Source organism: Agrobacterium sp. CGMCC 11546 (assembly GCF_013365515.1).
GTDB classification, from domain to species: Bacteria; Pseudomonadota; Alphaproteobacteria; order Rhizobiales; family Rhizobiaceae; genus Agrobacterium; species Agrobacterium fabrum.
The window spans coordinates 2580311-2604545 of record NZ_CP047387.1; the positions used below are offsets into that span (position 1 = coordinate 2580311).

13 protein-coding genes are annotated in these 24235 nt (G+C 59.7%); 4 read left to right on the forward strand and 9 right to left on the reverse strand.

From position 1 onward, the window contains the following. Nucleotides 1–60: 60 nt before the first annotated feature. Together metA and GSF67_RS12790 are read left to right on the forward strand one after the other, a co-directional pair. The gene (metA, locus tag GSF67_RS12785) at nucleotides 61–987 is read left to right on the forward strand and encodes a homoserine O-succinyltransferase (RefSeq protein WP_006310895.1); all 927 of its coding nucleotides are present in this window, start codon (nucleotides 61–63) and stop codon (nucleotides 985–987) included. Nucleotides 988–1062: 75 nt separating this feature from the next. Beyond that, entirely contained in the window at nucleotides 1063–2082 is a 1020-nt protein-coding gene (locus GSF67_RS12790) for an aldose epimerase family protein (RefSeq protein ID WP_006310896.1), read from the forward strand. A 33-nt stretch (nucleotides 2083–2115) separates the two neighbouring features. On the opposite strand, the gene mtgA is transcribed toward GSF67_RS12790, so the two are convergent. Next, entirely contained in the window at nucleotides 2116–2763 is a 648-nt protein-coding gene (gene mtgA / locus GSF67_RS12795) for a monofunctional biosynthetic peptidoglycan transglycosylase (RefSeq protein ID WP_370363052.1), read from the reverse strand. Between the two features lie 236 nt (nucleotides 2764–2999). Between mtgA and GSF67_RS12800 the strand changes: the two genes are divergently transcribed. After that, a complete protein-coding gene (locus GSF67_RS12800; protein ID WP_006310899.1) occupies nucleotides 3000–3914 on the forward strand; it encodes a polyprenyl synthetase family protein in 915 nt (304 codons plus the stop codon). A 23-nt stretch (nucleotides 3915–3937) separates the two neighbouring features. On the opposite strand, the gene GSF67_RS12805 is transcribed toward GSF67_RS12800, so the two are convergent. The 6 genes from GSF67_RS12805 to GSF67_RS12830 all read right to left on the reverse strand — a co-directional run bounded on the left by GSF67_RS12805 (nucleotide 3938) and on the right by GSF67_RS12830 (nucleotide 12473). Further along, a complete protein-coding gene (locus GSF67_RS12805; RefSeq protein WP_006310900.1) occupies nucleotides 3938–4600 on the reverse strand; it encodes an OmpA family protein in 663 nt (220 codons plus the stop codon). 66 nt (nucleotides 4601–4666) lie between these two features. Beyond that, nucleotides 4667–5917 (reverse strand): flavodoxin-dependent (E)-4-hydroxy-3-methylbut-2-enyl-diphosphate synthase, encoded by a 1251-nt coding sequence (gene ispG / locus GSF67_RS12810; RefSeq protein WP_010972519.1) that lies wholly within the window; start codon nucleotides 5915–5917, stop codon nucleotides 4667–4669. A gap of 120 nt (nucleotides 5918–6037) precedes the next feature. Beyond that, complete coding sequence (locus GSF67_RS12815) at nucleotides 6038–7228, reverse strand: MFS transporter (RefSeq protein WP_006310902.1); 1191 nt, start codon at nucleotides 7226–7228, stop codon at nucleotides 6038–6040. A 12-nt stretch (nucleotides 7229–7240) separates the two neighbouring features. Beyond that, nucleotides 7241–8041, reverse strand: coding sequence for a DeoR/GlpR family DNA-binding transcription regulator (locus tag GSF67_RS12820; RefSeq protein ID WP_006310903.1), 801 nt, complete (start codon nucleotides 8039–8041; stop codon nucleotides 7241–7243). Between the two features lie 127 nt (nucleotides 8042–8168). Continuing rightward, nucleotides 8169–11630 (reverse strand): pyruvate carboxylase, encoded by a 3462-nt coding sequence (gene pyc / locus GSF67_RS12825; protein ID WP_006310904.1) that lies wholly within the window; start codon nucleotides 11628–11630, stop codon nucleotides 8169–8171. Nucleotides 11631–11735: 105 nt separating this feature from the next. Further along, nucleotides 11736–12473 carry a LuxR family transcriptional regulator gene (locus tag GSF67_RS12830; RefSeq protein WP_006310905.1) on the reverse strand — a complete coding sequence of 246 codons (738 nt, stop codon included), beginning with the start codon at nucleotides 12471–12473 and terminating at the stop codon, nucleotides 11736–11738. A gap of 335 nt (nucleotides 12474–12808) precedes the next feature. Here GSF67_RS12830 and GSF67_RS12835 point away from each other — a divergent pair, with 335 nt between their 5' ends. Next, nucleotides 12809–14575, forward strand: coding sequence for a glucan ABC transporter ATP-binding protein/ permease (locus tag GSF67_RS12835; RefSeq protein ID WP_010972522.1), 1767 nt, complete (start codon nucleotides 12809–12811; stop codon nucleotides 14573–14575). A 93-nt stretch (nucleotides 14576–14668) separates the two neighbouring features. Here GSF67_RS12835 and GSF67_RS12840 read toward each other — a convergent pair whose 3' ends face one another. Next, entirely contained in the window at nucleotides 14669–14914 is a 246-nt protein-coding gene (locus GSF67_RS12840) for a hypothetical protein (RefSeq protein WP_006310907.1), read from the reverse strand. Nucleotides 14915–15288: 374 nt separating this feature from the next. Beyond that, nucleotides 15289–23784, reverse strand: a complete 8496-nt coding sequence (locus tag GSF67_RS12845) for a GH36-type glycosyl hydrolase domain-containing protein (RefSeq protein WP_006310909.1) — start codon at nucleotides 23782–23784, stop codon at nucleotides 15289–15291. Nucleotides 23785–24235 lie beyond the last annotated feature (451 nt).

The following is a 24235-nucleotide window of genomic DNA, read 5'->3' on the forward strand; positions in this document are numbered from 1 at the left end:
TCGCTGCCGGTTTTTTTGTTTTCGCAACGTTCTTTACGTCATCCGAAAAGAGAGTTCGACATGCCAATCAAGATTCCCGATACCCTTCCCGCCTTTGAGACCCTCGTTCATGAGGGTGTGCGGGTCATGACCGAAACGGCGGCCATCCGGCAGGATATTCGCCCGCTCCAGATCGGGCTTCTGAACCTCATGCCGAACAAGATCAAGACGGAAATCCAGATGGCACGTCTTGTTGGCGCCTCGCCGCTGCAGGTGGAATTGTCGCTCATCCGCATCGGCGGTCACCGCGCCAAGAATACGCCGGAAGAACATCTCCTCTCCTTCTACCAGACCTGGGAAGAGGTCCGTCACCGCAAGTTCGACGGCTTCATCATCACCGGCGCACCGATCGAACTGCTAGATTATGAAGACGTGACCTACTGGAACGAGATGCAGCAGATTTTCGAATGGACGCAGACCAACGTCCATTCGACCCTGAATGTCTGCTGGGGCGCAATGGCCGCCATCTACCATTTCCACGGGGTGCGGAAATACGAGTTGAAGGAAAAGGCTTTCGGGGTTTATCGCCACCGCAACCTTAGCCCCTCATCGATTTACCTTAACGGTTTTTCAGACGATTTTCAGGTTCCGGTGTCGCGTTGGACGGAAGTGCGCCGCGCCGATATCGAAAAACACCCCGAGCTGGAAATCCTGATGGAGTCCGACGAGATGGGCGTGTGCCTGGCGCATGAGAAAGCCGGAAATCGGCTCTATATGTTTAACCACGTTGAATATGATTCCACTTCGCTTGCGGATGAATATTTCCGTGATGTGAACTCCGGTGTCCCCATCAAGCTGCCTCATGATTATTTTCCGCACAATGATCCGGAGCTTGCCCCGCTGAACCGCTGGCGCAGCCACGCCCATCTGTTTTTCGGAAACTGGATCAACGAGATATACCAGACGACGCCTTATGACCCCCAAGCCATCGGGAAACTGGCCGCGTAAACTACAGGATTGCGAATTGCTGGAAAATGACGCAACGTCCGCCCGGCAATTCGCGATACCAGGGAGAATGACAAGATGAGCGACGGTGCGGCACGAGAAGATTTCGGTTTCACGGCGACCGGCGAAAAGGTCGAACGCGTCACCATCTCGAAAGACGGTTTGACGGCGAAAGTCATCACCTGGGGCGCTGTTATCCAGGATCTGCGGCTTGACGGCCACCAGGCCCCGCTGGTGCTTGGCTTCGACAAATTCGAGGATTACAAATACTCCTCCTATTTCGGCGCCACGCCCGGCCGCAATGCCAACCGTATCGGCAACGGCAGGTTCGCGATCGACGGCCATGAATACCAGCTAGAACTGAACGAAAAGGGCGTGACCCATCTGCACGGCGGCAGCGACGGCATGGGCAAGCGCAACTGGATGCTGATGGAGCATGGCGAAAGCCACGCCGTCCTGCAGATTATCGACCCCGATGGACGCGCCGGTTATCCCGGCAATTGCACGGTCACTGCTACCTATACGATCCGCGATGGCGGCGTGCTTTCGGTTGTTTATGAAACGGTGACCGACCAGCCGACCATCGCCAATGTGTGCCAGCACTCCTATTTCAACCTCGACGGCGCGGATACCGCACTTGGCCATGAGATCAGCATCGCCGCTGACTTTTACCTGCCGACCAACGAACAGCAGATACCGACCGGCGAAATCCGCTCCGTCGAAGGCACCGTCTTCGACCTGCGCCACCCGACGCCGATGCGGCGCAAGGAGAATGGCGAACAGGTTCTCTACGACCACAATTTCTGCCTTTCGCCCGAGCGTCGCGCCAAGCGCAAGGTCGCCCGCGCCTATTCACCTGCCTCCGATATTGCCCTTGAAGTCCACACGACAGAGCCCGGTGTGCAGTTCTATTCAGCCTTCAAGCTCGACGTTCCCGTTCCGGGCCTCGATGGCCGCCACTATGGCCCCTTCGCCGGTTTCTGCCTTGAAACGCAGATTTGGCCCGATGCCGTCAATCACCCGGATTTTCCGCACGCCATCCTGCGGCCGGGCGAAACGCTGCGTCAGGAAACGGATTATATTTTCAGGAAGGGCTGAGGCAGATGGCAGAGATCAGTCAAGCACGCAGGATCAGTCCAGCACGCAGCCGACATAGCCGCCCGAGGCGCGGGCCCGACGCTCGATAAGGCCGGCCAGCCGCTGCAGGCCGCGCCCGGGTTTGCTCGCAACCCGGTCAATCGGATTGGGCAGGGAGACGGCCAGCAACGCCGCCTGACGCGAGCTGAGCTTGGCAGCCGGTATCTTGAAATGATGCTGGGCTGCCGCCTCGATACCGTAGATGCCCGGCCCCCATTCGGCGACGTTGAGATAGATCTCCATCATCCGCTTTTTCGACCAGACGAAATCAGCCGCGATTGCCAGCGGCAATTCCAGTCCCTTGCGCAGGAATGAGCGTCCGTTCCATAAAAACAGGTTCTTGGCCGTCTGCATCGGAATGGTGCTGGCACCGCGGGTGGAGGCCCCATCCAGCGCATTGCTGACCACAGACTGCATCTGGTTCCAGTCCACACCGCCGTGAAAACAGAATTGCCCATCCTCGGACATCATCACGGATTGCACGAGGCGCGGCGAAATATCCTCAAGCGGCACCCAGCGCCTGTCATAACCCTGGAGCGTCACGAGATCGGCAAGCATCAGCGTTGAAACAGGCCGGATGAACGGCAACGCATAAACCGGGATCAGCAAATAGGGCAGGATCAGCAAAGCCAGCAAGGTCATGATGATGCGCTTTGCCAACGTGCGAAAATCCACCTTCGGACTGCTCCGGTCTTCCGCCAGCACGGCGTATTCTGCGTCGCTTTCAGGCGTACTGCTCAATATCCGTCCCCGCGCCCACGCCAATTGAAGCCTTTCATAGTCCATTGCCGTCTTCAAGGCGAGTCCGGTCACACCGTTGCGACCCAGGAATCACGAAAAGGTTTGCCTGCATTCGCCCGGCATGCCAAAGAGCGCGCATGGACGCTCAGATGACGAATTTCGAAACGCGGCTGCGCGAAAACGCGGCGAAAACCGAAGCGCTGCTTGGCCACCTGCTTTCCGGCGAAGCACGCGCGGACGAGATCACACGCCCGCAAAACCTGCTAGAGGCCATGCGCCATGGCGTGCTGAACGGCGGCAAACGCCTGCGGCCTTTTCTCGTTATCGAAAGTGTCGCCCTTCTGGGCGGAGATGCCGAAGCCGGCCTCTATGTCGGCGCAGCACTCGAATGCCTCCATTGTTATTCGCTTGTCCATGACGATCTGCCAGCCATGGACGACGACGACCTGCGCCGTGGCCAGCCGACCGTGCACCGCAAATTTGACGAGGCAACCGCCATCCTCGCCGGTGACAGCCTGCTGACGCTTGCTTTCGACATCATCGCCTCGGATGACAATCCGCTGGCGGCCGAGCGCAAGGCCGCCCTCGTTCTCTCCCTCGCCCGTGCCGCCGGTATTGGTGGCATGGCTGGCGGGCAGGCCCTTGATCTCGCCGCCGAAAAGAAAACGCCTGATGAGGGCGGCATCATTACATTGCAGGCTATGAAAACCGGCGCCTTGCTGCGTTTCGCCTGCGAGGCAGGCGCGATCATTGCTGGCAGCGATGAAGTCGAAAGGCAGCGACTGCGCCTCTTCGGCGAAAAGATTGGCCTTTCCTTCCAGCTTGCCGACGATCTTCTGGATCTGACCGCCGATGCCGCCACTATGGGCAAGGCGACCGGCAAGGATGCCGCACGCGGCAAGGGCACGCTGGTGGCCTTACGCGGTGAAACATGGGCACGCGAAAAGCTTCAGGAGCAGGTGGCGGAAGCCAGCGAACTCCTTGCCCCCTACGGCGAAAAGGCCGCGATTCTCATCGCGGCCGCAAGATTCATCGCCGAACGGAAAAGCTGACCTCTCAGCTTTTCATCATCCAATCAGCCCTTGAGCGGCGAAATCAGCACTTCGACGCGGCGGTTCTGCGCACGACCATCCGACGTGGCATTCGAAGCAATCGGCTGAGACGGGCCGAAGCCGAGCGTCGAAATACGGCGCTGGTCGACGCCGCGTGCACCGAGATAATTGGCGACAGAGGCAGCACGACGCTCGGAGAGCGCCTGGTTATGCTGCAGGCTGCCGGTGGAATCGGTGTGGCCGTTGATGTCGATCAGCGTACGGTTGAACTTGTTCAGTACGATGGCGACAGAATCGAGCGTCTGGTAGAACGGCGGAATGACCTGGTCCTGATCCGTGGCAAAGGTGATGTTGGATGGCATGTTGAGGACGATGCTGTCACCGCGGCGGGTCACCGAAACGCCGGTTCCCTGAAGCTGGGCGCGAAGCTCGGCTTCCTGCCCGTCCATGTAGTTGCCGATGGCGCCGCCAGCGAGAGCACCGATGCCCGCACCGATCAGCGCGGCGTTGCGGCGACCAACCGGCGAGCCGCCGACAGCCAAACCACCGAGAGCACCAACGACAGCGCCGATGCCGGCACCGCCGGCCGTGTTCGACATCTTCTGCTCGCCCGTATAGGGATCAGTGGTGGTGCAGGCGGAAAGATAGGTGCCGCAAAGGGCGACGATCGCGATTTTTTTGATCATTTTTCTGGATGCTCCGAGAGGTTCAGGAGGTATGACAGTGAAATTCAGGCCGTTGCAACTTACGCATTACTCCGCCGCATCTTTCTGGCCAAAACGCTTTTCGATGTAATCGATCACAAGCGCTTCAAAATCGGCGGCGATGTTGGGACCACGCAGGGTGAGAGCCTTTTCGCCATCGATGAAAACAGGTGCAGCCGGGCTTTCGCCGGTTCCGGGCAGTGAAATGCCGATATCGGCATGTTTGCTTTCACCGGGGCCGTTGACGATGCAGCCCATGACGGCGACGTTGAGCGCCTCGACCCCTGGATATTTCTCACGCCAGATCGGCATGTTCTTGCGAATGTCGTTCTGGATGTTCTGCGCCAGTTCCTGAAATACCGTGGACGTGGTGCGCCCGCAGCCGGGACATGCCGCAACAACAGGAATGAATTGCCGAAAGCCCATGACCTGCAGCAGTTCCTGCGCCACCTGCACCTCGCGGGTGCGGTCGCCATTCGGCTCAGGCGTCAAAGATACGCGGATCGTATCGCCAATGCCATGCTGCAGCACGTAACCCATGGCAGCTGACGAAGCGACGATGCCCTTCGAACCCATGCCCGCCTCGGTCAAGCCCAAATGCAGGGCGTGGTTGGATCGTTCCGACAGCATCGAATAAACGGCGATCAGGTCCTGCACCTGACTGACCTTGGCCGACAGGATGATGCGGTTGCGCGGCAGGCCGATCTCTTCGGCAAGCTCGGCGGAAATCAGTGCCGACTGAACGATGGCTTCCCGCGTCACCTGACGGGCGGAGAGCGGAAAACCCTGCTCCTTGTTTCTGTCCATCAGCGTCGTCAGCAGTTCCTGATCGAGCGACCCCCAGTTGACGCCGATGCGGACGGGCTTGTCATAACGGATCGCCATTTCGACGATTTCGCCGAACTGCTTGTCCTTCTTGTCCTTGAAACCGACATTGCCGGGATTGATGCGATATTTGGCCAACGCCTCTGCACAGGCCGGATGATCGGCCAGAAGCTTGTGGCCGATATAGTGAAAATCACCGATCAGCGGCACGTCCATGCCAAGTCGTAGCAGCCGCTCGCGGATTTTCGGCACGGCGGCCGCACTTTCGTCTCGGTCGACGGTAATGCGCACCATTTCCGAACCGGCCTGGAAAAGTGCCGCCACTTGGCGGACGGTGGCGTCGATGTCAGCCGTATCGGTATTGGTCATCGACTGCACCACGACGGGTGCACCGCCTCCCACGATAACGCCGCCTACGTCGACAGCGACGGATGCGCGGCGGGGCTTCGGGTCGTAATCGGCAGGTGAATTCATGGCGGTCTCTGGAGCTTGCGGCAAGGTCTTGCAATTGAGGTGAAACAAGGGGGCTTGCTTGTCAACACCCAACGCGCTGGAGCTTCTACTTTACCGCAATCATGGCAAAATTCGAGACGCCTATTCCTTGCCCGCACCATCCGCATGGCGAGCGAGCCGCGAAAGCAGCAAAACCACCACATGCAGCAGAGGCAGCGCCATGAAGACACTGGCAAGGCCGGTATGTTCGGCAATGAAGCCGATGGCGGACGGTGCCACCAAGATACCGGAGTAACCCATGGTGGTAACGACCGAAAGGCCGATTCCCGGTGCCAGCCCCGGCATATTGCCTGCGGCCGAAAAGGCAATTGGCACCATATTGGAAATGCCGATGCCGGCAATCGCGAAACCGATGATGGCGATGGTGGAATTGCCCGCAACACCGGCAATGATGAGGCCGATGATCGACATGGCCGAGCAGAACCGCAGAGTGTTGACCGCGCCGAACTTGTCACGCACCAGATCGCCGGCAAACCGCATCGCCGCCATGGTCATGGAAAAGGCTGCGAAGGCAAAACCGGACTGCGATACCGAGGCACCGAGTTCATTGCGCAGATAAAGCGCACCCCAGTCGAGAATGGCCCCTTCCGGGATCATCGAGAACAGCGCCATCAGACCTATGATCCAGGGCAGCGGTGTCAGTGGCAGGCCACCTTTCGGGCGCTCCTCCTCAGGGTGCGGACGGTCCGCCAGAACCCGCGGCCACGCAATGACCAGAAGCACGAGCGCGATGATGGTGAGTGCAATCGCGTGACCCTGTACGCCGATGGCAGTGATGAGGTAACCGCCGAGACCGGCCCCGATGAGGCCGCCGAGGCTCCAGAAAGCATGACAGGACGACATGATCGCCCGGCGCATATCGCGCTCCACCGCCACGGCATTGGCATTCATGGCGACATCCATCGCCCCCGTCAGCCCGCCGAACAGGAAAACCGCAATCACCCCTGCCCAGACGGTGCCGGCCCAAGAGATGAAAAGCAGCGTCGGCAGGAAGATCGCGGCGGTGACAAGGCTCACCGTGCGCGAGCCGAAACGGGCGATCTGCGACCCGGCAATCGGCATGAAAACCAGCGAACCGATACCGAAAACCAGAATGATCAGGCCGAGCGCACTTTCGCTGAGGGACAGGCGTGCGGCAAATTCCGGAATCTTCGGTGCCCATGACCCCATCATGAAGCCGTTCATCAAAAACAGCAGCGAAACGCCAAGCCTGTGCCGCGTCAGATAGGATGAGCGAGTGCCTGTCGGTGAAAATGTCGTGGGGCCATTCATCGGCAATATCCTTCAGACTTGACCATGAGAAAACGGGGCAGCGTCATCTTCGCCGCAATAAACGTCTACGCCTTGTGCCGAAAGCGACTCGACCAATGCACGGTCGGCATCCCGTTCCAGCACGAGGCAAAGCGGTGGGGAAAAATCATGGACGTGGAAAGCAGCCTTATGGCCGAGCTTTTCCGTGGTGATGGCGGCGATGACCCGCTGGCTGGCACTACAGGCAAGCCGCTTGAACACCGCATCCTCGAAGACATCCGCCGAAAGGCCCGTCTCGGCCGCAACGCCGCAAACACCGAGCACGCACAGATCGGGCCGCATCAGTTCAAGCTGCCGAAGCGCCATCGCATCGATCGCCGCACCGACGGCAGGATCGACCTTGCCGCCAATCAGCACCAGATCGATATCGGCACGCCCCGTCAGATCGGCGGCTATGGCGGGCGTATTCGTCACCACGGTCAGATTGAGCCCGGCCGGTATCGCTCGTGCAATGGCAAGATTGGTCGATCCGGCATCGATGAAAACCACCATGCCCGGTTCAATGAGCGGAACGACGGCACGCGCCAGCGTGGCCTTGCGGTCAGCATCCTCGGTAATCCGGGTTTTGAGCGGTACTGTCGTGCTGTCGGAAAGCAGCGCTCCGCCATAAACGCGAAGGCATTCCCCCCGCGCTGCCATCTCGCGCAGGTCGCGGCGCACCGTGTCTTCGGAAACGCCGAAATTCTGGGCCAGATCCTGCGCCAGCACACGGCCACTTTGCCGCAACTGCGCTAGGATGAGCGCCTGCCGCTCACTGACAAAATGATCACTCATCGGGACTCATGCGTAAACAAGAATAAACGTGCACAAACATGCATAATCAAGTTTCCGCCGGAGCGCAATAAAAAACGCCCGCCGGGAAGGCGGGCATCTGTAACTCTATTGCTGATGAGCTACGCCGTTATTCGGCGTAGGAGATCAGCAGGTCCTTGGCATCGATCTGGTCACCGGGCTTCACCAGAACTTCAGCGATCTTGCCGTCGCGTTCGGCATGCAGCGCCGTTTCCATCTTCATGGCCTCGATCGAGAGCAGCACATCGCCGGCCTTGACCTCCTGACCCTGGTTGATGAAGACGCGGCTGATGACACCAGGCATCGGCGCGCCGATATGGGACGCATTGCCGGGTTCTGCCTTGCGGCGCACCGCAGAGCCGGAGGCACCATGGGCGCGATCCGGCACCTTGATGCGGCGTGGCTGGCCGTTGATTTCGAAGAACACAGTCACCATGCCCTTATCGTCAATGCCGGACGAAGCCTGATTGACGATGACGAGCGTCTTGCCGCGTTCGATATCGGCAAACAACTCTTCACCATCCTCCATGCCGTAGAAATAGGCATGGGTGGGCAGCACGGAGACCGGGCCGTATGTCTCCGCGGTCAGCGCGAAATCGGTGAACACCTTCGGATACATCAGATAGGAGGCAAACTCGAAGTCATCGACCTTGCGCTCCAGCTTGGTCTCGATCACCTTCCGTTCGGCATCGAGATCGGCATCTTCCAGAAGCGAACCCGGACGAACCGTGTAAGGCTTTTCACCCTTCAGCGCCTTCTTCTGCAGCGCTTCCGGCCAGCCGCCCGGCGATTGACCGAGATCGCCCTTCAGCATCGATACCACCGAGTCCGGGAAGGACACTTCACGGTCAGGGTTTTCGACATCGGCCACCGTCAGGTCCTGGCTCACCATCATCAGCGCCATGTCGCCGACGACCTTGGAGGACGGCGTCACCTTGACGATATCGCCGAACATCCTGTTGGCATCGGCATAGGCCTGCGCCACCTCGTGCCAGCGGCTTTCGAGACCCAGCGAACGTGCCTGTTCCTTGAGGTTGGTGAACTGGCCACCCGGCATTTCATGCAGATAGACTTCCGAGGCAGGCCCTTTGAGGTCGCTCTCGAACGCTGCATATTGATTGCGCACGGCTTCCCAATAGAAGGAAATGCGGCGAATCCATTCGGTATCGAGACCCGTATCGCGTTCCGATCCGGAGAGTGCCTCCACGATCGAGCCGAGGCAGGGCTGCGACGTATTGCCGGAGAAGGCATCCATCGCGGCATCGACGGCGTCGACGCCAGCATCCACGGCCGCAAGAACGGTCGCGGCGGAAATGCCCGACGTATCATGAGTGTGGAAGTGGATCGGCAGACCGGTCGCCTCGCGCAACGCCTTGAACAGAACCTTGGCGGCAGCCGGTTTCAGCAGGCCCGCCATATCCTTGACGGCGATGATATGGGCGCCGGCCTTTTCCAGCTCGACAGCGAGGTTGGTATAATATTTGAGATCATATTTCGGACGTGCCGAATTCAGGAGATCGCCGGTGTAGCAGATGGTTGCCTCGCAGAGCTTGTTCTCCTCGGCAATCGCATCCATCGACACCCGCATGTTCTCCACCCAGTTCAGGCAGTCGAAGACGCGGAAGAGATCGACCCCGCCTCTTGCCGCCTGACGGACGAAATACTTCACGACATTATCGGGATAGTTCTTGTAACCGACGCCGTTGGCACCACGCAGAAGCATCTGTAACAGCAGGTTCGGCGCACCTTCGCGGATGAGCGACAGGCGCTCCCACGGGTCTTCCGTCAGGAAGCGCATGGAAACGTCGAAGGTCGCACCACCCCAGCATTCCAGCGACAGAAGCTGCGGCAGCGCCTTGGAATAAACGCTGGCAACGCGGGCGATATCATGGGTACGGACGCGGGTGGCCAGCAGCGACTGGTGTCCGTCGCGCATGGTCGTATCCGTGACCAGCACGCGCTTTTCGTTGCGCATCCAGTCGGCAAAGCCCTTCGGGCCGAGCGTGTCCAGCAATTGCTTGGTACCGTCAGGCGTCGGCGCATCGATATAGGGCACGATGGGCTTTGCCGCCTTGTCCGCAGGCTTCGCACGACCCTTGGTTTCCGGGTGACCGTTGACGGTCACATCGGCCAGATAGGTCAGAAGCTTGGTGGCGCGGTCCTGACGCTTGACCTGCGCGAACAGCTCCGGCGTCGAATCGATGAAGCGCGTCGTATAGGTGTTGTTGCGGAAACTGTCGTGACCGATGATGGCTTCGAGGAAGGTCAGGTTGGTCGCAACGCCGCGGATACGGAATTCGCGTAGCGCTCGATCCATGCGGCTGATCGCTTCATCCGGCTGCGGCGCCCAGGCCGTGACCTTGACGAGCAGCGGATCGTAATAGCGGGTGATGACGGCGCCGGTATAGGACGTGCCGCCATCCAGACGGATGCCGAAACCGGAAGCCGAGCGATAGGCGGTAATACGGCCATAGTCCGGAATGAAATTGTGTTCCGGGTCTTCCGTCGTAATGCGGCACTGCAGCGCATGGCCGTTGAGGCGGATATCTTCCTGCTTGGGCACGCCGGATTCCGCCGTGCCGATGGCCGCTCCTTCGAGAATATGGATCTGCGCCTTGACGATGTCGATGCCGGTCACGACTTCGGTGACGGTATGCTCCACCTGGATACGCGGATTGACCTCGATGAAGTAGAATTTGCCGGTATCGGCATCCATCAGATATTCGACAGTGCCGGCGCCGATGTAGTTGGTCGCGGCTGCGATCTTCAGGGAATAGGCGGCCAGTTCCTGGCGCTGCGCTTCTGACAGATACGGTGCAGGCGCGCGCTCGACGACCTTTTGATTGCGTCTCTGGATCGAACAATCCCGCTCGAACAGATGCACGACATTGCCATGCGTATCGCCGAGAATCTGGCTCTCGACATGGCGGGCGCGCTCGACGAGCTTTTCCAGATAAACCTCGTCCTTGCCGAAGGCGGCCTTCGCCTCGCGCTTGGCTTCCGTCACCTCACGGGCGAGATCTTCCCTTTTGCGAATAGCACGCATGCCGCGGCCACCGCCGCCCCAGGAGGCTTTCAGCATGACGGGATAACCGATTTCCTCGGCCATACGCTCTACTTCCGCGATATCGTCAGGCAGAGGATTGGTGGCAGGAACAACGGGGACATCAACCGAAATCGCCAGATTGCGGGCGGCGACCTTGTTGCCGAGCTGGCGCATCGTGTCCGGTGTCGGCCCGATGAAGGTGATGCCGGCCTTGTTGCAGGCCTCCACGAACTCAGGGCTTTCAGACAGAAGACCATAACCGGGATGGATCGCATCCGCTCCGGAGAGCTTGGCCACGCGGATAACCTCCTCGATCGAAAGATAACTCTCGATCGGCCCCATATCCTTGGCGAGATGCGGACCCCTGCCGACCTGATAGGATTCATCCGCCTTGAAGCGGTGCAAAGACAGCTTGTCCTCTTCCGCCCAAATCGCAACGGTTTTGATCCCAAGCTCGTTCGCTGCCCGGAAAACGCGGATCGCAATTTCGGATCGGTTGGCAACAAGTATTTTCGATATCTTCAAGACGGTCTCCCCACACGCCAAAACAGAATTCTGCTGCACTGCGGAATAAAGCAGCAAAACCAAGTCTTGGAAAGGGCAATTCCGGCGAGAACTGTCCTGTTTGCGCTAGCTCAACAGACCGTGGCGAAAAGCAAGCGCTACGGTGTGCTGCCGGTTCTTGGCGCTGAAACGACGCTGGATTCCGTTGATGTACCAATCGACCGTGTGGTTTGAGATCGATAGCTGGCGTCCGATTTCGGTGGAGGTCATGCCATCCGCCATCAGCGCCAGCACCTCCATTTCGCGTCGCGTGAGTTCGAGGGCGGAAACGTCAGGGGCGTTGCTGAAGCCATGGGCCTGCCCGGAAAGATCGAGCAGCCGCCAGAAGACGGCGCGGGTGGCCGCATCGAGGAGTTCGACGTGCAGGGAGGGCAATTGCCGATCTGGGCCCCCAATGAAGACCGCACCGATAAATCCCGCGCGGCCATGCACGGGAAAGGCATAACCGCCCTGCAGGCCGTATCGCCCGGCATCGTTAAAAAACACGCTTGCCCTTTTGCGATGCATCGCACGTGGCAGGCCCTCAAGCGCTTCTTTCCACTGAAACGGCTTGTGTACCATGCCGATCACCTTGCGGACGGGATCAACGAGATTGTATTTCTTGGCTCTGTATACCTCCAGCCAGCCGTCAGGAAGATGCTCTGCGAGAATCTGGCCGGCAGAGGCAAGTTCCCCGGTCATGCGTCTGCTGACGAGAAAATACTCGAAACCATATTCGCGAATGAGCTTGGCAAATTCGGAGCGAACGCGGTCGGCGCTTCCTGCCTGAGAACACGCAGAGATGAAGTGAAGAATATCATGCATAAAGACACGGGATCCGGGCTTGGCTTGAGGAGATGGCACGAAGGACATGGTCCCGCGATGACGTCATGTTACTCGGGCGCCGCTCGGTTCAGATTGAACATATCGTCGTTAGCAATCCCTGAAACGAAGATGCGAAATCTTGTGGTGGCAGGCACCCGGAAAACATCGGGTTCGTTTTTTCGGTCGCACAGGGGGCCAATTTGTTAAGCCGCCATTCAGACAGAAAGAGCGATAATTACACAAATTTCGCCGTCTCATGCAACCTTGCTAAAGTGGCATTGCGTTGAGGCCGAACAATCAACCGCTTGAAAAGACGCTCGGACTGGATTGAAAATTTGACCTTGTTTCAGGTTTACACACGCGCTCTGCGCTATCTGACCGTTCATAAATGGCGTGTGGCCGTTGTCGTCATCGCCAACGTCATTCTTGCAGCGATCACCATCGCCGAACCCGTTCTGTTCGGCCGTATCATTGACGCCATTTCCTCCGGCACCAATGTTACGCCCATTCTTATTCTGTGGGCGGGTTTCGGCGTCTTTAATACCGTCGCTTATGTCGCGGTCGCCCGCGAGGCAGACCGTCTGGCCCATGGTCGGCGCGCAACGCTGCTGACGGAAGCTTTCGGGCGCATCATTTCGATGCCGCTCTCCTGGCATCATCTGCGCGGCACGTCCAATGCGCTGCACACGCTGCTGCGCGCCAGCGAAACGCTGTTCGGCCTGTGGCTGGAATTCATGCGCACGCATCTTGCCACCTTCGTGGCGCTGGTGCTGCTCATCCCGACCGCCATGGCCATGGACCTGCGCCTGAGCTTCGTCCTGATCGGCCTCGGCATCGTCTATTGGTTCATCGGCAAGTGGGTGATGGGCCGCACCAAGGACGGCCAGGCCTCAGTCGAGGAGCATTATCACAGCGTTTTTGCCCATGTCAGCGATTCCATCAGCAACGTGTCGGTGCTGCACAGCTACAACCGCATCGAGGCTGAAACGAAGGCGCTGAAATCCTTCACCGAAAAGCTGCTGAGCGCGCAATATCCGGTGCTCGACTGGTGGGCCTTCGCCAGTGCGCTGAACCGCACTGCCTCCACCGTTTCGATGATGATCATCCTCGTCATCGGCACCGTGCTGGTCAAGAACGGCGAATTGCGCGTGGGTGATGTCATCGCCTTCATCGGTTTCGCCAATCTCCTGATCGGCCGTCTGGACCAGATGCGGCAATTCGTGACGCAGATTTTCGAAGCCCGCGCCAAGCTCGAGGACTTCTTCGTGCTGGAGGATGCCGTCAAGGAACGGGAAGAGCCCGGCGATGCCCGCGAGCTCTCGAATGTCTCGGGCACCGTGGAGTTCCGCAACATCAATTTCGGTTTCGCCAACACCAAGCAGGGCGTTCACGACGTCTCGTTTACGGCCAAGGCCGGCGAGACCGTTGCGATCGTCGGACCGACCGGTGCCGGTAAGACCACGCTGATCAACCTTCTGCAACGTGTCTACGACCCTGATTCCGGCCAGATTCTGATCGACGGCACCGATATTTCGACGGTGACGAAAAACTCGCTACGCAACTCCATCGCGACCGTGTTCCAGGATGCCGGCCTGCTGAACCGCTCCATCCGCGAAAACATCCGCCTCGGCCGAGAAACGGCCACCGATGCGGAAGTGGTGGAAGCAGCAGCAGCGGCAGCGGCAACGGATTTCATCGACAGCCGCATCAACGGCTACCTGACGCAGGTGGGCGAGCGCGGTAACCGCCTTTCCGGCGGCGAGCGCCAGCGTATCGCCATCGCCCGTGCGATCCTGAAGAACGCGCCTATTCTGGTTCTCGACGAGGCGACCAGTGCATTGGACGTGGAAACCGAGGCCCGCGTGAAGGCCGCCGTGGACGCGCTGCGAAAGAACCGCACGACCTTCATCATCGCTCACCGCCTTTCCACGGTCCGCGATGCCGATCTCGTCCTGTTCCTCGATCAGGGCCGGATCATCGAGAAGGGCACTTTCGATGAACTGACCCAGCGCGGGGGCCGCTTCACCTCGCTGCTGCGCACCAGCGGCCTGCTGACGGAAGACGAAGGTCAGCAGCCGCGACCGAAGGCCATAGCCTCCTGAGGCCTTGGCCGAGGCAACAAAGATAAGGGCGGGCAGCATTGTCCGCCCTTTTTCTTTGCCCGCTTTCCGGGGACCGGGTGAGCCAGGAATTGCCTATCGGAAAATTCCGGTCAAAAAGCTTGATAGCCAAAAATCTATCTGCCCGAAGGGAAGGACATTTCCCAGGAAGGCAACAAAACCTGCTGCGGCGTTGAATACGAAAATCCCGAGAAGCACGCCAAGCAGGATTCCAACACTCGTTGTGCGAGGATAGCGTGCCAACCAGCACGACAGCGCCAGGGAGAGAATGGCGAGCGATGCCAACAGGGCGGTTTCTGTGAAAGACGCGCTGAACTGCAAAGCTCCTCCTCCCCGACCCACGATGTCATCAAGAGACCCATGGGAACTCCAGTGTTACGGTCGTTTTCTAAAAAGGACCATACATGCCGGCTTCCTGTCGTGGAACATCTTTAGGGCTTGGCACGCTTGCGACCGCTGTCTCTGCCCGACGTGATTGACAATCGTGACCTGACAATCCGGCACCATTGATCATGCCTCTCGTGGACGCCGGTCTTATTGCCGCTGCTTTTCAGCCAATGCCTTCGAAAGCGGCTGCAGCGAGCCTATGGGTCCGGTTAAAATGCCGAAACAGAGGCAAAGGCCACCCACAAAAAATTCAGGCCCCTGCGTCACCGCAGGAGCCTGTGTCTAAAGGCGGACAGAGACATGTCGTCTCAGTCGAAGGGTATAACCCCATCACCGGCCGCCAGATCCTTACCATCGACGGACACGGAGACGTCCGCCGTGCCAGCCTTCCGGCTGACGGCGATGTCTCTTGCCTTGCCGTCGAGCGTAATTCTGATCGAGAAACCGCTCCAGTCTTCCGGAAGCGACGGCGAAACATGAAGCTTGCCGTCGGTACGGGTGATGCCGAGAATACCCTCGACAGCGGCACGATAGAGCCAACCGGCAGAACCAGTGTACCAGCTCCACCCGCCACGGCCGGCATAGGCGCCTTCACCGTAAACATCGGCGGTCACCACATAGGGTTCGACCCGATAGGTTTCCGACGATGCCGCATCCAGCGCATGGTTGACCGGGTTGAGCAGCTTGAAGCAGTTCCACGCCTCCTGCGCGCGGCCCTGCTTGGCAAGCGCAAGAACCACCCAGGTCGCCGCATGGGTATATTGTCCGCCGTTTTCCCGCACACCCGGCGGATATCCCTTGATGTAACCCGGATCGTGCGACGCACGCGAGAAGGGCGGTGTGAACAGCCGGATGATACCGGTCTTTTCATCGACCAGATGCTCCATGACGGCATCCATCGCCTGGCGTGACCGGCCTTCCTCGCCCTCGCCGGAGAGAACGCTCCAGCTCTGGCCGAGCGAATCGATCTGGCATTCCTCGCTGCTGGCCGAACCAAGCGGCGTGCCGTCATCGAAATAACCGCGACGGTAATAGCTGCCGTCCCAGCCGGCTGTTTCGAGAACATGGCGCAGCTTTTCCCGGTGCGAGGCCCATTTCCCGACCCGGTCGGTATCGCCGCGCTTCTCGGCGATCTCGATGAAATCACGAAGCGCACCGGCCAGGAACCAGCCGAGCCAGACGCTCGTGCCCTTGCCGCCAACGCCGACACGGTTCATGCCGTCGTTCCAGTCGCCGCCGAGAATCAGCGGCAAACCGTTCTCCCCGGTGCGATGGATAGCAAGATCGAGCGCCAGCGCCGCATGTTCGTAAAGCGTGGCAGATCTCTCACTCGTTTCCGGCTGGAAGAAAGCATCGTGCTGACCTGGCATCAATGCCGGCCCTTTGAGGAAAGGAATGCTTTCATCGAGGATGGCGGCATCGCCCGTGGCCGAGACATATTGGTTGATGGCATAAGCGAGCCAGACCACGTCATCGGAGATGGTCGTGCGGACACCGGCACCCGTCAGCGGCAACCACCAGTGCTGCACATCGCCTTCCGGGAACTGGCGGCCTGCCGCGCGCAGGATCTGCGTGCGGGCGAGATCCGGCTGATAGAGCAGGAATGCCAGCGTATCCTGCAACTGATCGCGGAAGCCGAAGGCGCCGCTCGACTGGTAAAAGGCGGTGCGCGCCAGAATGCGGCAGGCCAGCGCCTGATAGGGCAGCCAGCTATTGACCATGTGGTTGAAGCCGGCATCGGGCGTAGAGACCTGCAACTGGCCGGTAAAGCCCGTCCAGAATGCCTTGCTCGCGTCCAATACCGTCTGGAAGTCCGCCTGGCGGGCATCTTTCACCAGCGCTTCGGCCTCTTCCGCATTGTCGGCATCGCCGAGAATGAAGGTCATGTGCCGTTCTTCGCCCGGCTTCAGGTGGATTTCCTGCATCAGCGCCGCGCAGGGATCACCATCAACCTCGGTGGTGCCGCTCAGCGCCGCGCCGGACACGATGCCCTGCGGGGCCTGCGCCGAACCGAAGCGGCCGATGAATTCCCGGCGGCTGGTGGTAAAGCCGCTTGCCTCGCTGTCGAGTGTCAGGAACGAGGTGCGGGCGCTATAGTCGATGCTGTAGGGGTTCGAGGCAAAGATCGCGTTGCTGCCTGCATCATGCCTGCTCAGGATGAATGGCGCGGATTTCTGGCCGTTATTGCCGAGCACCCACTCCACATAGGCATAGACCTTCAGACGGCGGCTTTTCGAACCCTTGTTGCGCACGATGACCTGCGAGAACTTGACCGGCTTTTCACGGTCAACAGTCTGCGTCAGCTCGACTTCGAGCGTATCCGCCACGCCGGTCAGGATCGAATAACCGAGACCATGACGGGTTTCGAACATGGCTTCGGGATCGCGCGACAGCGCGGCACAGGGCGTATAAAGCTTTCCTGTTTCCACATCGGCGACATAGAAGGCCTCGCCCGGCCGGTTGATGACCGGGTCATTGGTCCAGGGTGTCAACTGGTAGTCGCGTGAATTGCGGCTCCAGCTGAAACCGGCGCCTTCGGCTGAAATATGGAAGCCGAAATTCTCATTCGAGATAACGTTGATCCATGGATGCGGTGTAGACTGCCCGCCATTCAGGCGCACCACATATTCCTGGCCGTTCTTGGCGAAGCCGCCGAAACCGTTCCAGAAATCGAGATCGCCCGCATCCTCGACCGGTTCCGCAACCGGGAAGGCCGGCACGGGCAGACGGGCCTGCGCAGCATCAGAGGAGCCGTCAGGACCGCGATTGGCCGCAAACAGCGAGACCGCGCGGTTGATCTGGTCGACAATCTTGCCGTTGCGCACATGCAGGACGACGCGGGAAGCGGCGAGAAGAGCACTCCATGTCTCTTCATCCATCAAATCTCGCCGCACGGAGAAGACGTGCGGACGACCGCCATCAGCAGGATTGATGCGGCGCTGCGTCTCGGAAATATGATCGAGCGCATGCTGCATGTCCTGTGCATAAGATGCAGCCCGTTCGTTGACGATGACGAGATCGAAGATCACGCCGCGCGAACGCAGATATTCGTGGGCGCTCAGCGCCTCACGGGCGATATCCATGTCCATGTCGTCATTGATGCGCAGGCTGAAGATCGGGAAATCGCCCGAAATGGCAAGCGGCCACAGGGCACGCTGCGAGGCGAGGCCCGTTTTCAGCGTTTCCGAATCCGCACGCAGATGCATGTCGGGATAGGTCAGATAACGACCGAGATGCTGGAAGGCGGCCGCCTGCTGCGAGGTGACGCCCACATGGCGCATCTGCACCTGCGTGCGCGTCCAGGCATGCACGAGTTCATGGGCGAAAGCATCCGGATGACGGTAACGGTCGATCGCCTTGTCGACTTCCTCGCGGCTCGGCGCGGCGATCGTCCAGAAGATCACGCTCACCTTCTTGCCGGCCGGCACGCGCACGGTGCGCCGCAGCGACAGGATCGGATCCAGCGTGAAACCGTCGGAGCTGGAGAGCGTCGCACCGGCATCGAATGCCGCCGCTTCGCGCAACGAGCGTCCGCGACCAGTGAACTTGGCGCGATCCGTTTCGAACTCAGTCGGGCGCGACGGGCCGGCATTGTCGGCGGCCAGATGCGCGATGACGGTGCCGGGCTCGTTCGGGCTGCGGCGGTTCCGCCAGGCGCGGATGACGTCACCGCGGCGGCCGATTTCTGTCTGCACGAACATGCGTGAGAAGAGGGGATGAGCGTTGTCATCATCCTCAGACGCGATGACCGGCTCCATATAGGAGGTCACTTCGATGTAGCGATCCTCGGAACCGACGTTCAGCAGGGTGATACGGCGGCCTTCGGCGTCATGCTCGGTGGCGACGATACACTCGACCACGCTCTGCAGATCACCGATAGTCTTGTGGAACTCTGCCTTGTCGTCGGTGAAGATCGTCTTGGTCTTTTCACCCTCGATGACACGCGGCTCCGCCGTCGCACTCCACCATTGTCCATTGGTGGTGTCGCGCAGGAAGATGAAGGTACCCCACCGATCGTCGGTCGGATCCGCCTTCCAGCGGGAAATCGCCTGTCCGTTCCACTTCGAATAACCGGCACCCGTCGAGGTGAGCATGGTCGAATAATGTCCGTTCGAGAGGAACACCACTTCGCGGTCGCGCACCGCCGGATCGGCAATGGAGCGCACTTCCGCACGCAAGAGGTCGGCCTGTTCCTTGCCGGGGGTTTCCGGCTCGTATTTGGCGCTCATGACCGGCACTTCGCGCGGTGCCTTTTCCTGCAGCAGCAGCTCGGCCGCCTCGATCACCGGATCGGAGTGGAAGAGTTCGCGTAACACGCCATCAAAGGCAACGTTGGCGACGGCCGCAATCGACATGCCATGGTGGTGGGCATAATAGTTGTAAACCACCGCGCAGACCTTGCCGTCAGGCACGCGTGTCGGCGTGAAGTCCACCGCATCGTGGAAACCATACTGGCCGAGCGCGCCAAGCTTGCGCAGCTTGTCGAGGTTTTCCAATGCACCGTCAGGGTCATACTGGCTGGCGAGGATCGAGGCGTAAGGCGCGATCACCGCATTCTGGCCGAGGCCGCGCTTGAGGCCAAGCGTCGGTACGCCGAAGTTGGTGTACTGGTAGTTCATGTTGTGATCGCGGGCGTTGAATGCCGCTTCGGAAATGCCCCAAGGCGTGCCGAGACGGCGGCCGTGGTTCATCTGTTCCTTGACGATCAAATTGTTGGTCTGATTGAGGATGCCGCCCTGACGCTCCTGCATGACCAGCGGCGGCATCAGATATTCGAACATCGAGCCCGACCAGGAGACCAAGGCACCCTGCGCACCGATCGGCACGACCTGGCGGCCGAGACGGTACCAGTGCTCGGTCGGTAGATCGCCCTTGGCGATGGCAAACAGACTGGTCAGGCGGCATTCGGAGGCCAGAAGGTCATAACAGGCCTCGTCCAGCTCCTTGCTTTCGACGCGATAGCCGATCGACAGAAGACGACGATCCTTGCGGTAAAGGAACGTGAAATCCATCGAGAAAGCGAGATTGCGGCTGCGGTCACGCAGCGATGCCAGACGCTGGCGCAGCGGCTCCATATTGGTGAGGTCGATGGCACTGTCGGAAATATGCGCTTCGCAGGATTCCACCAGCAATTGCGCCCAGCGGGTCACTTCCGCGCTCTGCGCAGACTTCACCTCATGATCGACATTGGTTGCGAGCTTCTGGATATCGCGTGCCAGCACCGCAAGATTGATGACGCGGATCGAGGCGAATTCATGCTCGCGCTTGACGGAGGCCAGCGCATTGGAAAAGCCGATGATGCGCTCTTCGAGACGGCGATGCAGCGGACGCAGGGTCTTGCGGTTATCAGGCAGGGCTTTCAGCGTTTCGCGCAGAATACCGGCGACATCACCGATACCATCCAGATTGCCCTGAAGATGGGCTGACGGCGCTTCCGCCCAGTCGCGGCAGGCAGACGAAACCGCAATCAGGTGACCGGCGAGGTTGCCGCTGTCCACGGCCGAAACATAACGCGGTCCAAGCGTCTGCAAAGTGTCGGTATGGTACCAGTTGTAGAGATGGCCACGATGCTTCTCCATCTTTTCGACGGTCTGGATCGTGTTTTCGATCCGCTCCAGCGTATCGGCAAAGCTGATCCAGCCGAACTGGCGCGCCGAGATGACGGAGAGCAGATAGACGCCGATATTGGTGGGCGAGGTGCGCGAAGCAACGATCGGCTCCGGCGTTTCCTGGAAATTGTCCGGCGGCAGGTGGTTTTCCTGCGGCGTGACGAAAGCCTCGTAATAACGCCAGGTTCGGCGGGCGATCTTGCGCAGTTCGAAGGAAACGTGTTCGGAAACGAACAGCCGGTCTTCGGTTTCCGCCGACTGGCTGACATACCAGGCAACGGCCGGAGACAGAACCCAGAGCAGCGTAAAGGGAATGCCAATCAGGAAGGCATTGTCGCCCGGCAGCGCTGCAAACAGCAGGCCGAGCATGGCCACGACAGGCGCATGCCACATCTGGCGATAATAATCGACGATGCTGCCCTGTGCGCTGGACTGCATGCTGGCGGCCGTGCGCCATTCCAGCATCAGCTTGTGGCTGACGAGCAGGCGATAAAGCGAACGCACAATCGCATCCGTCATCATGCAGGCGGCATCGGCAATGAAGACGATACGCAGCGCAACCTGCGCATTGGTGGCGCGGATTTCCGACCAGATGGTGTGGAAATGCGCCTGCGGCACGATGTCGGTGGAGCGCGGCACAAGGCCGGAGAGCAACGAGAGCGTGGGCGCGACAAACAGCGAGAAGATCAGCAGGATCTGCCAGATCAGCGCGCCGAGCGGATCCATGAAATACCAGCCGAGGATCGAGGCGAAGAACCAGGCGATCGGTGTCAGTGAGCGACGCAGGTTATCGACCATCTTCCAGCGACCGATGGCGGTAACGCCACGGGCACGGTCAATGATGAAGGGAAGCAGTTGCCAGTCGCCACGCGCCCAGCGGTGCTGGCGCGAGACTTCCACCTCGTAGCGGGTCGGGAAATCCTCGACCAGTTCCACATCGGTCACCAGCGCGCAACGCGCGAAGGAGCCTTCGAGCAGATCGTGGCTGAGGATGGAGTTTTCTTCGATCCGGCCCTTCAGCGCCGCCTCGAAGGCGTCCACGTCGTAAAGACCCTTGCCGGTGAAGGTGCCTTCGGAGGTCAGATCCTGGTAGACGTCGGAAACGGTGAAGACATAAGGATCGATACCGCGATTGATCGAAAAGACGCGTTGGAAGACGGAAGCGTCCTTGCCGGTCGTCAGCGAAGGTGTAACACGCGGCTGCAACAGGCCGTAACCTTCCACGACACGACCGGAAACCGGGTCGATCTTGGGGCGGTTGATCGGGTGGTGCATTTTGCCGACGAGCTTGGTCACCGCGTCGCGCATCAGGCGCGTATCGGCATCAAGGGTCATGACATATTTGACATCGGCCGGCACGATATTCGCCCCGCCGAGGAAGGTCGTATCCTTGTCGCCGCGCAGCAGCATGTTCAGCTCATGCAACTTGCCGCGCTTGCGCTCCCAGCCCATCCAGCACTCTTCGGCCGAATTATAGATACGGCGGCGATGCAGCAGGTAAAAACGTGTCTTGCCGTCAAAGGCATAACGGCTGTTCAGTGCCGCAAGCTCGCGCTTGGCATAGTCGAGGATTTCGAGATCCTCATCGGACTGCTCGTATGGCGCATCACGCCAGTCGCTGACGAGCGAGAAATAAATCTCGCCATGCGGATTAGCGAGATAATGCACCTCGATATTGCGCATCATCTCGTCGACGCTGTCGCGGCTGGTCAGCATGCAGGGCACGGCGACCAATGTGCGGGCGTCCTCAGGGATGCCGTTCTTGAATTCGTATCCGACGAGCCGGAACGGCTTCACGAAGAAGGTGACGAGCGTGTTGAAGAGGCCGGTCGCGCCTTCGGATGCCGGCAATGCGAACATCAGCAGGAAGGCAGTGACGACATACCAGGGCATGCCCGCCTTTGCGAGGAACCAGCCGACCGCGAGCATGGCGACCGCCGTGATGAGAAGCACCGGCGCGGCGATGGCGAGCCAGTTGAACTTGCGCATCGAGCGGACGATGTGCTGCGATGCGAGCGGCCGATACCCCAGCGCCTTTTCAAGCTCGAAGCGGCGCTGACCGACGAGCACCGAACCGACATTGACGCGATGGTTCTCGTCAGCGCCTGCCGGCAGATCGGACCGCGCCATTTCGACGGCGGCACGCGCCACCTCAACTTCGGTCCTGGGTGAGCGGCGGGCCAGAAGTTCGATCGTGTTACGATAGGTATTGCGCGAACCGAAATCGAGAATCTCGTAGTCGGTTTCCTCGCGCAGGACCTTGTCGATATGGCTGACTTCCTCGAACCACACCGACCATTCGGTATCGTCGATTTCACGCAGGCTCTTGACGATGTTGCCCATCGTCACATTGCCGGACGCCAGGCGGTTGTGTTCCGACATCATGACGTTTTCGGCATCGGTGCCGGCGGCATGCAGGCGCTCTTCGAGCCAGGCAACAGCGAAGCCCGATGTCTGCGAACCGTTACGCAGACGATAAAGGAACTGCGTCGCAAAGGTCGGATCATCGACCAGCGAATCGACCTGTTTCAGAAGTGCGGCCGACGCTTCGGCATCGTTCAGCCGGATGATCTCGTCGACGACCTCATTCGCCTTCTGGCGCATACGGCGCGAGCGCTCGACGCGGATGGAGATACGGCGAAGATTTTCGATGAGGACGAAGCGGATGATGGAGGGCAGTGCCCACAATTCGCCGATCTGCAGCGTTTGCGAAGTCTGGTATCCATCCACCAGCGCCGTCATGTTCTCACGCGAAACCGTGCTGTGGGTATGCGCGACATACAGCCAGCCGAGCGCCATGACGCGCGGAATGGTCACGCCGCCCACTGTCATCGTCGGCAGCTGGCGATAGAATTTGCGCGGAAAATCGCGCCGTACTTCCTGAATCGCCTCTTCGATGACGTAGTGGTTGTCGAGCAGCCATTCCGCCGCCGGCGTGATCGTTGCACCATTTTCGGCGTCGACGGCCGTCGTGCGGTAAACCCGCAGGATTTCCTTTTCGTTCTCGCGGTGACGCTCGAAGAAATCGAATTCCATGAAGCCGGGAAGACTGTCGGCACCGTCGCGGGAAAGCGCGGCACCGGCATCATGCAGTTCCTCGATCGTCATATAGGACGCACGGATCGAATCGTTGTGATCGATCTGCTTCGTCTCGGAATCACGGGCGGCGGCGGTCGGGGTGATATGAAATGACATCGGGCTCGTATTCTGAACTGTATGGAAACTTGTTCGACTTGACCGGCATTTCGTTCACGGCGGGAACGCGCACGAAATCGGGCCACGCTATATTTATGACTTATCCTGAACCTTCGGTGAACCGGCAGAGCCGCCGCAGGAAGCGGATCGTCAAACGGTGAATATCCTCAGGCATGGCATTTGGCGGCGCAGTCCGTCGCATCTCCCTGCAAAGCCGGGCATTAGTGCGAACAACGGGGTTTCGACGACAGGAAAATTTTGTCCTCCGGCCCGGCAAAGCCGTTCCCACCGGATTTCTCACCTTCCCCCACGGCGAAAATTGTTGGCGCAACGTCCGATAGTCCCCCTTTGACACCTGAAGGGCAACGCGGGGCCGATAAAGCCTGCGCTACATCCGAAAGGAGCTAATGCCCCAGGACGTCAATAGTTCCATGCCACCTGTGGCGATGCG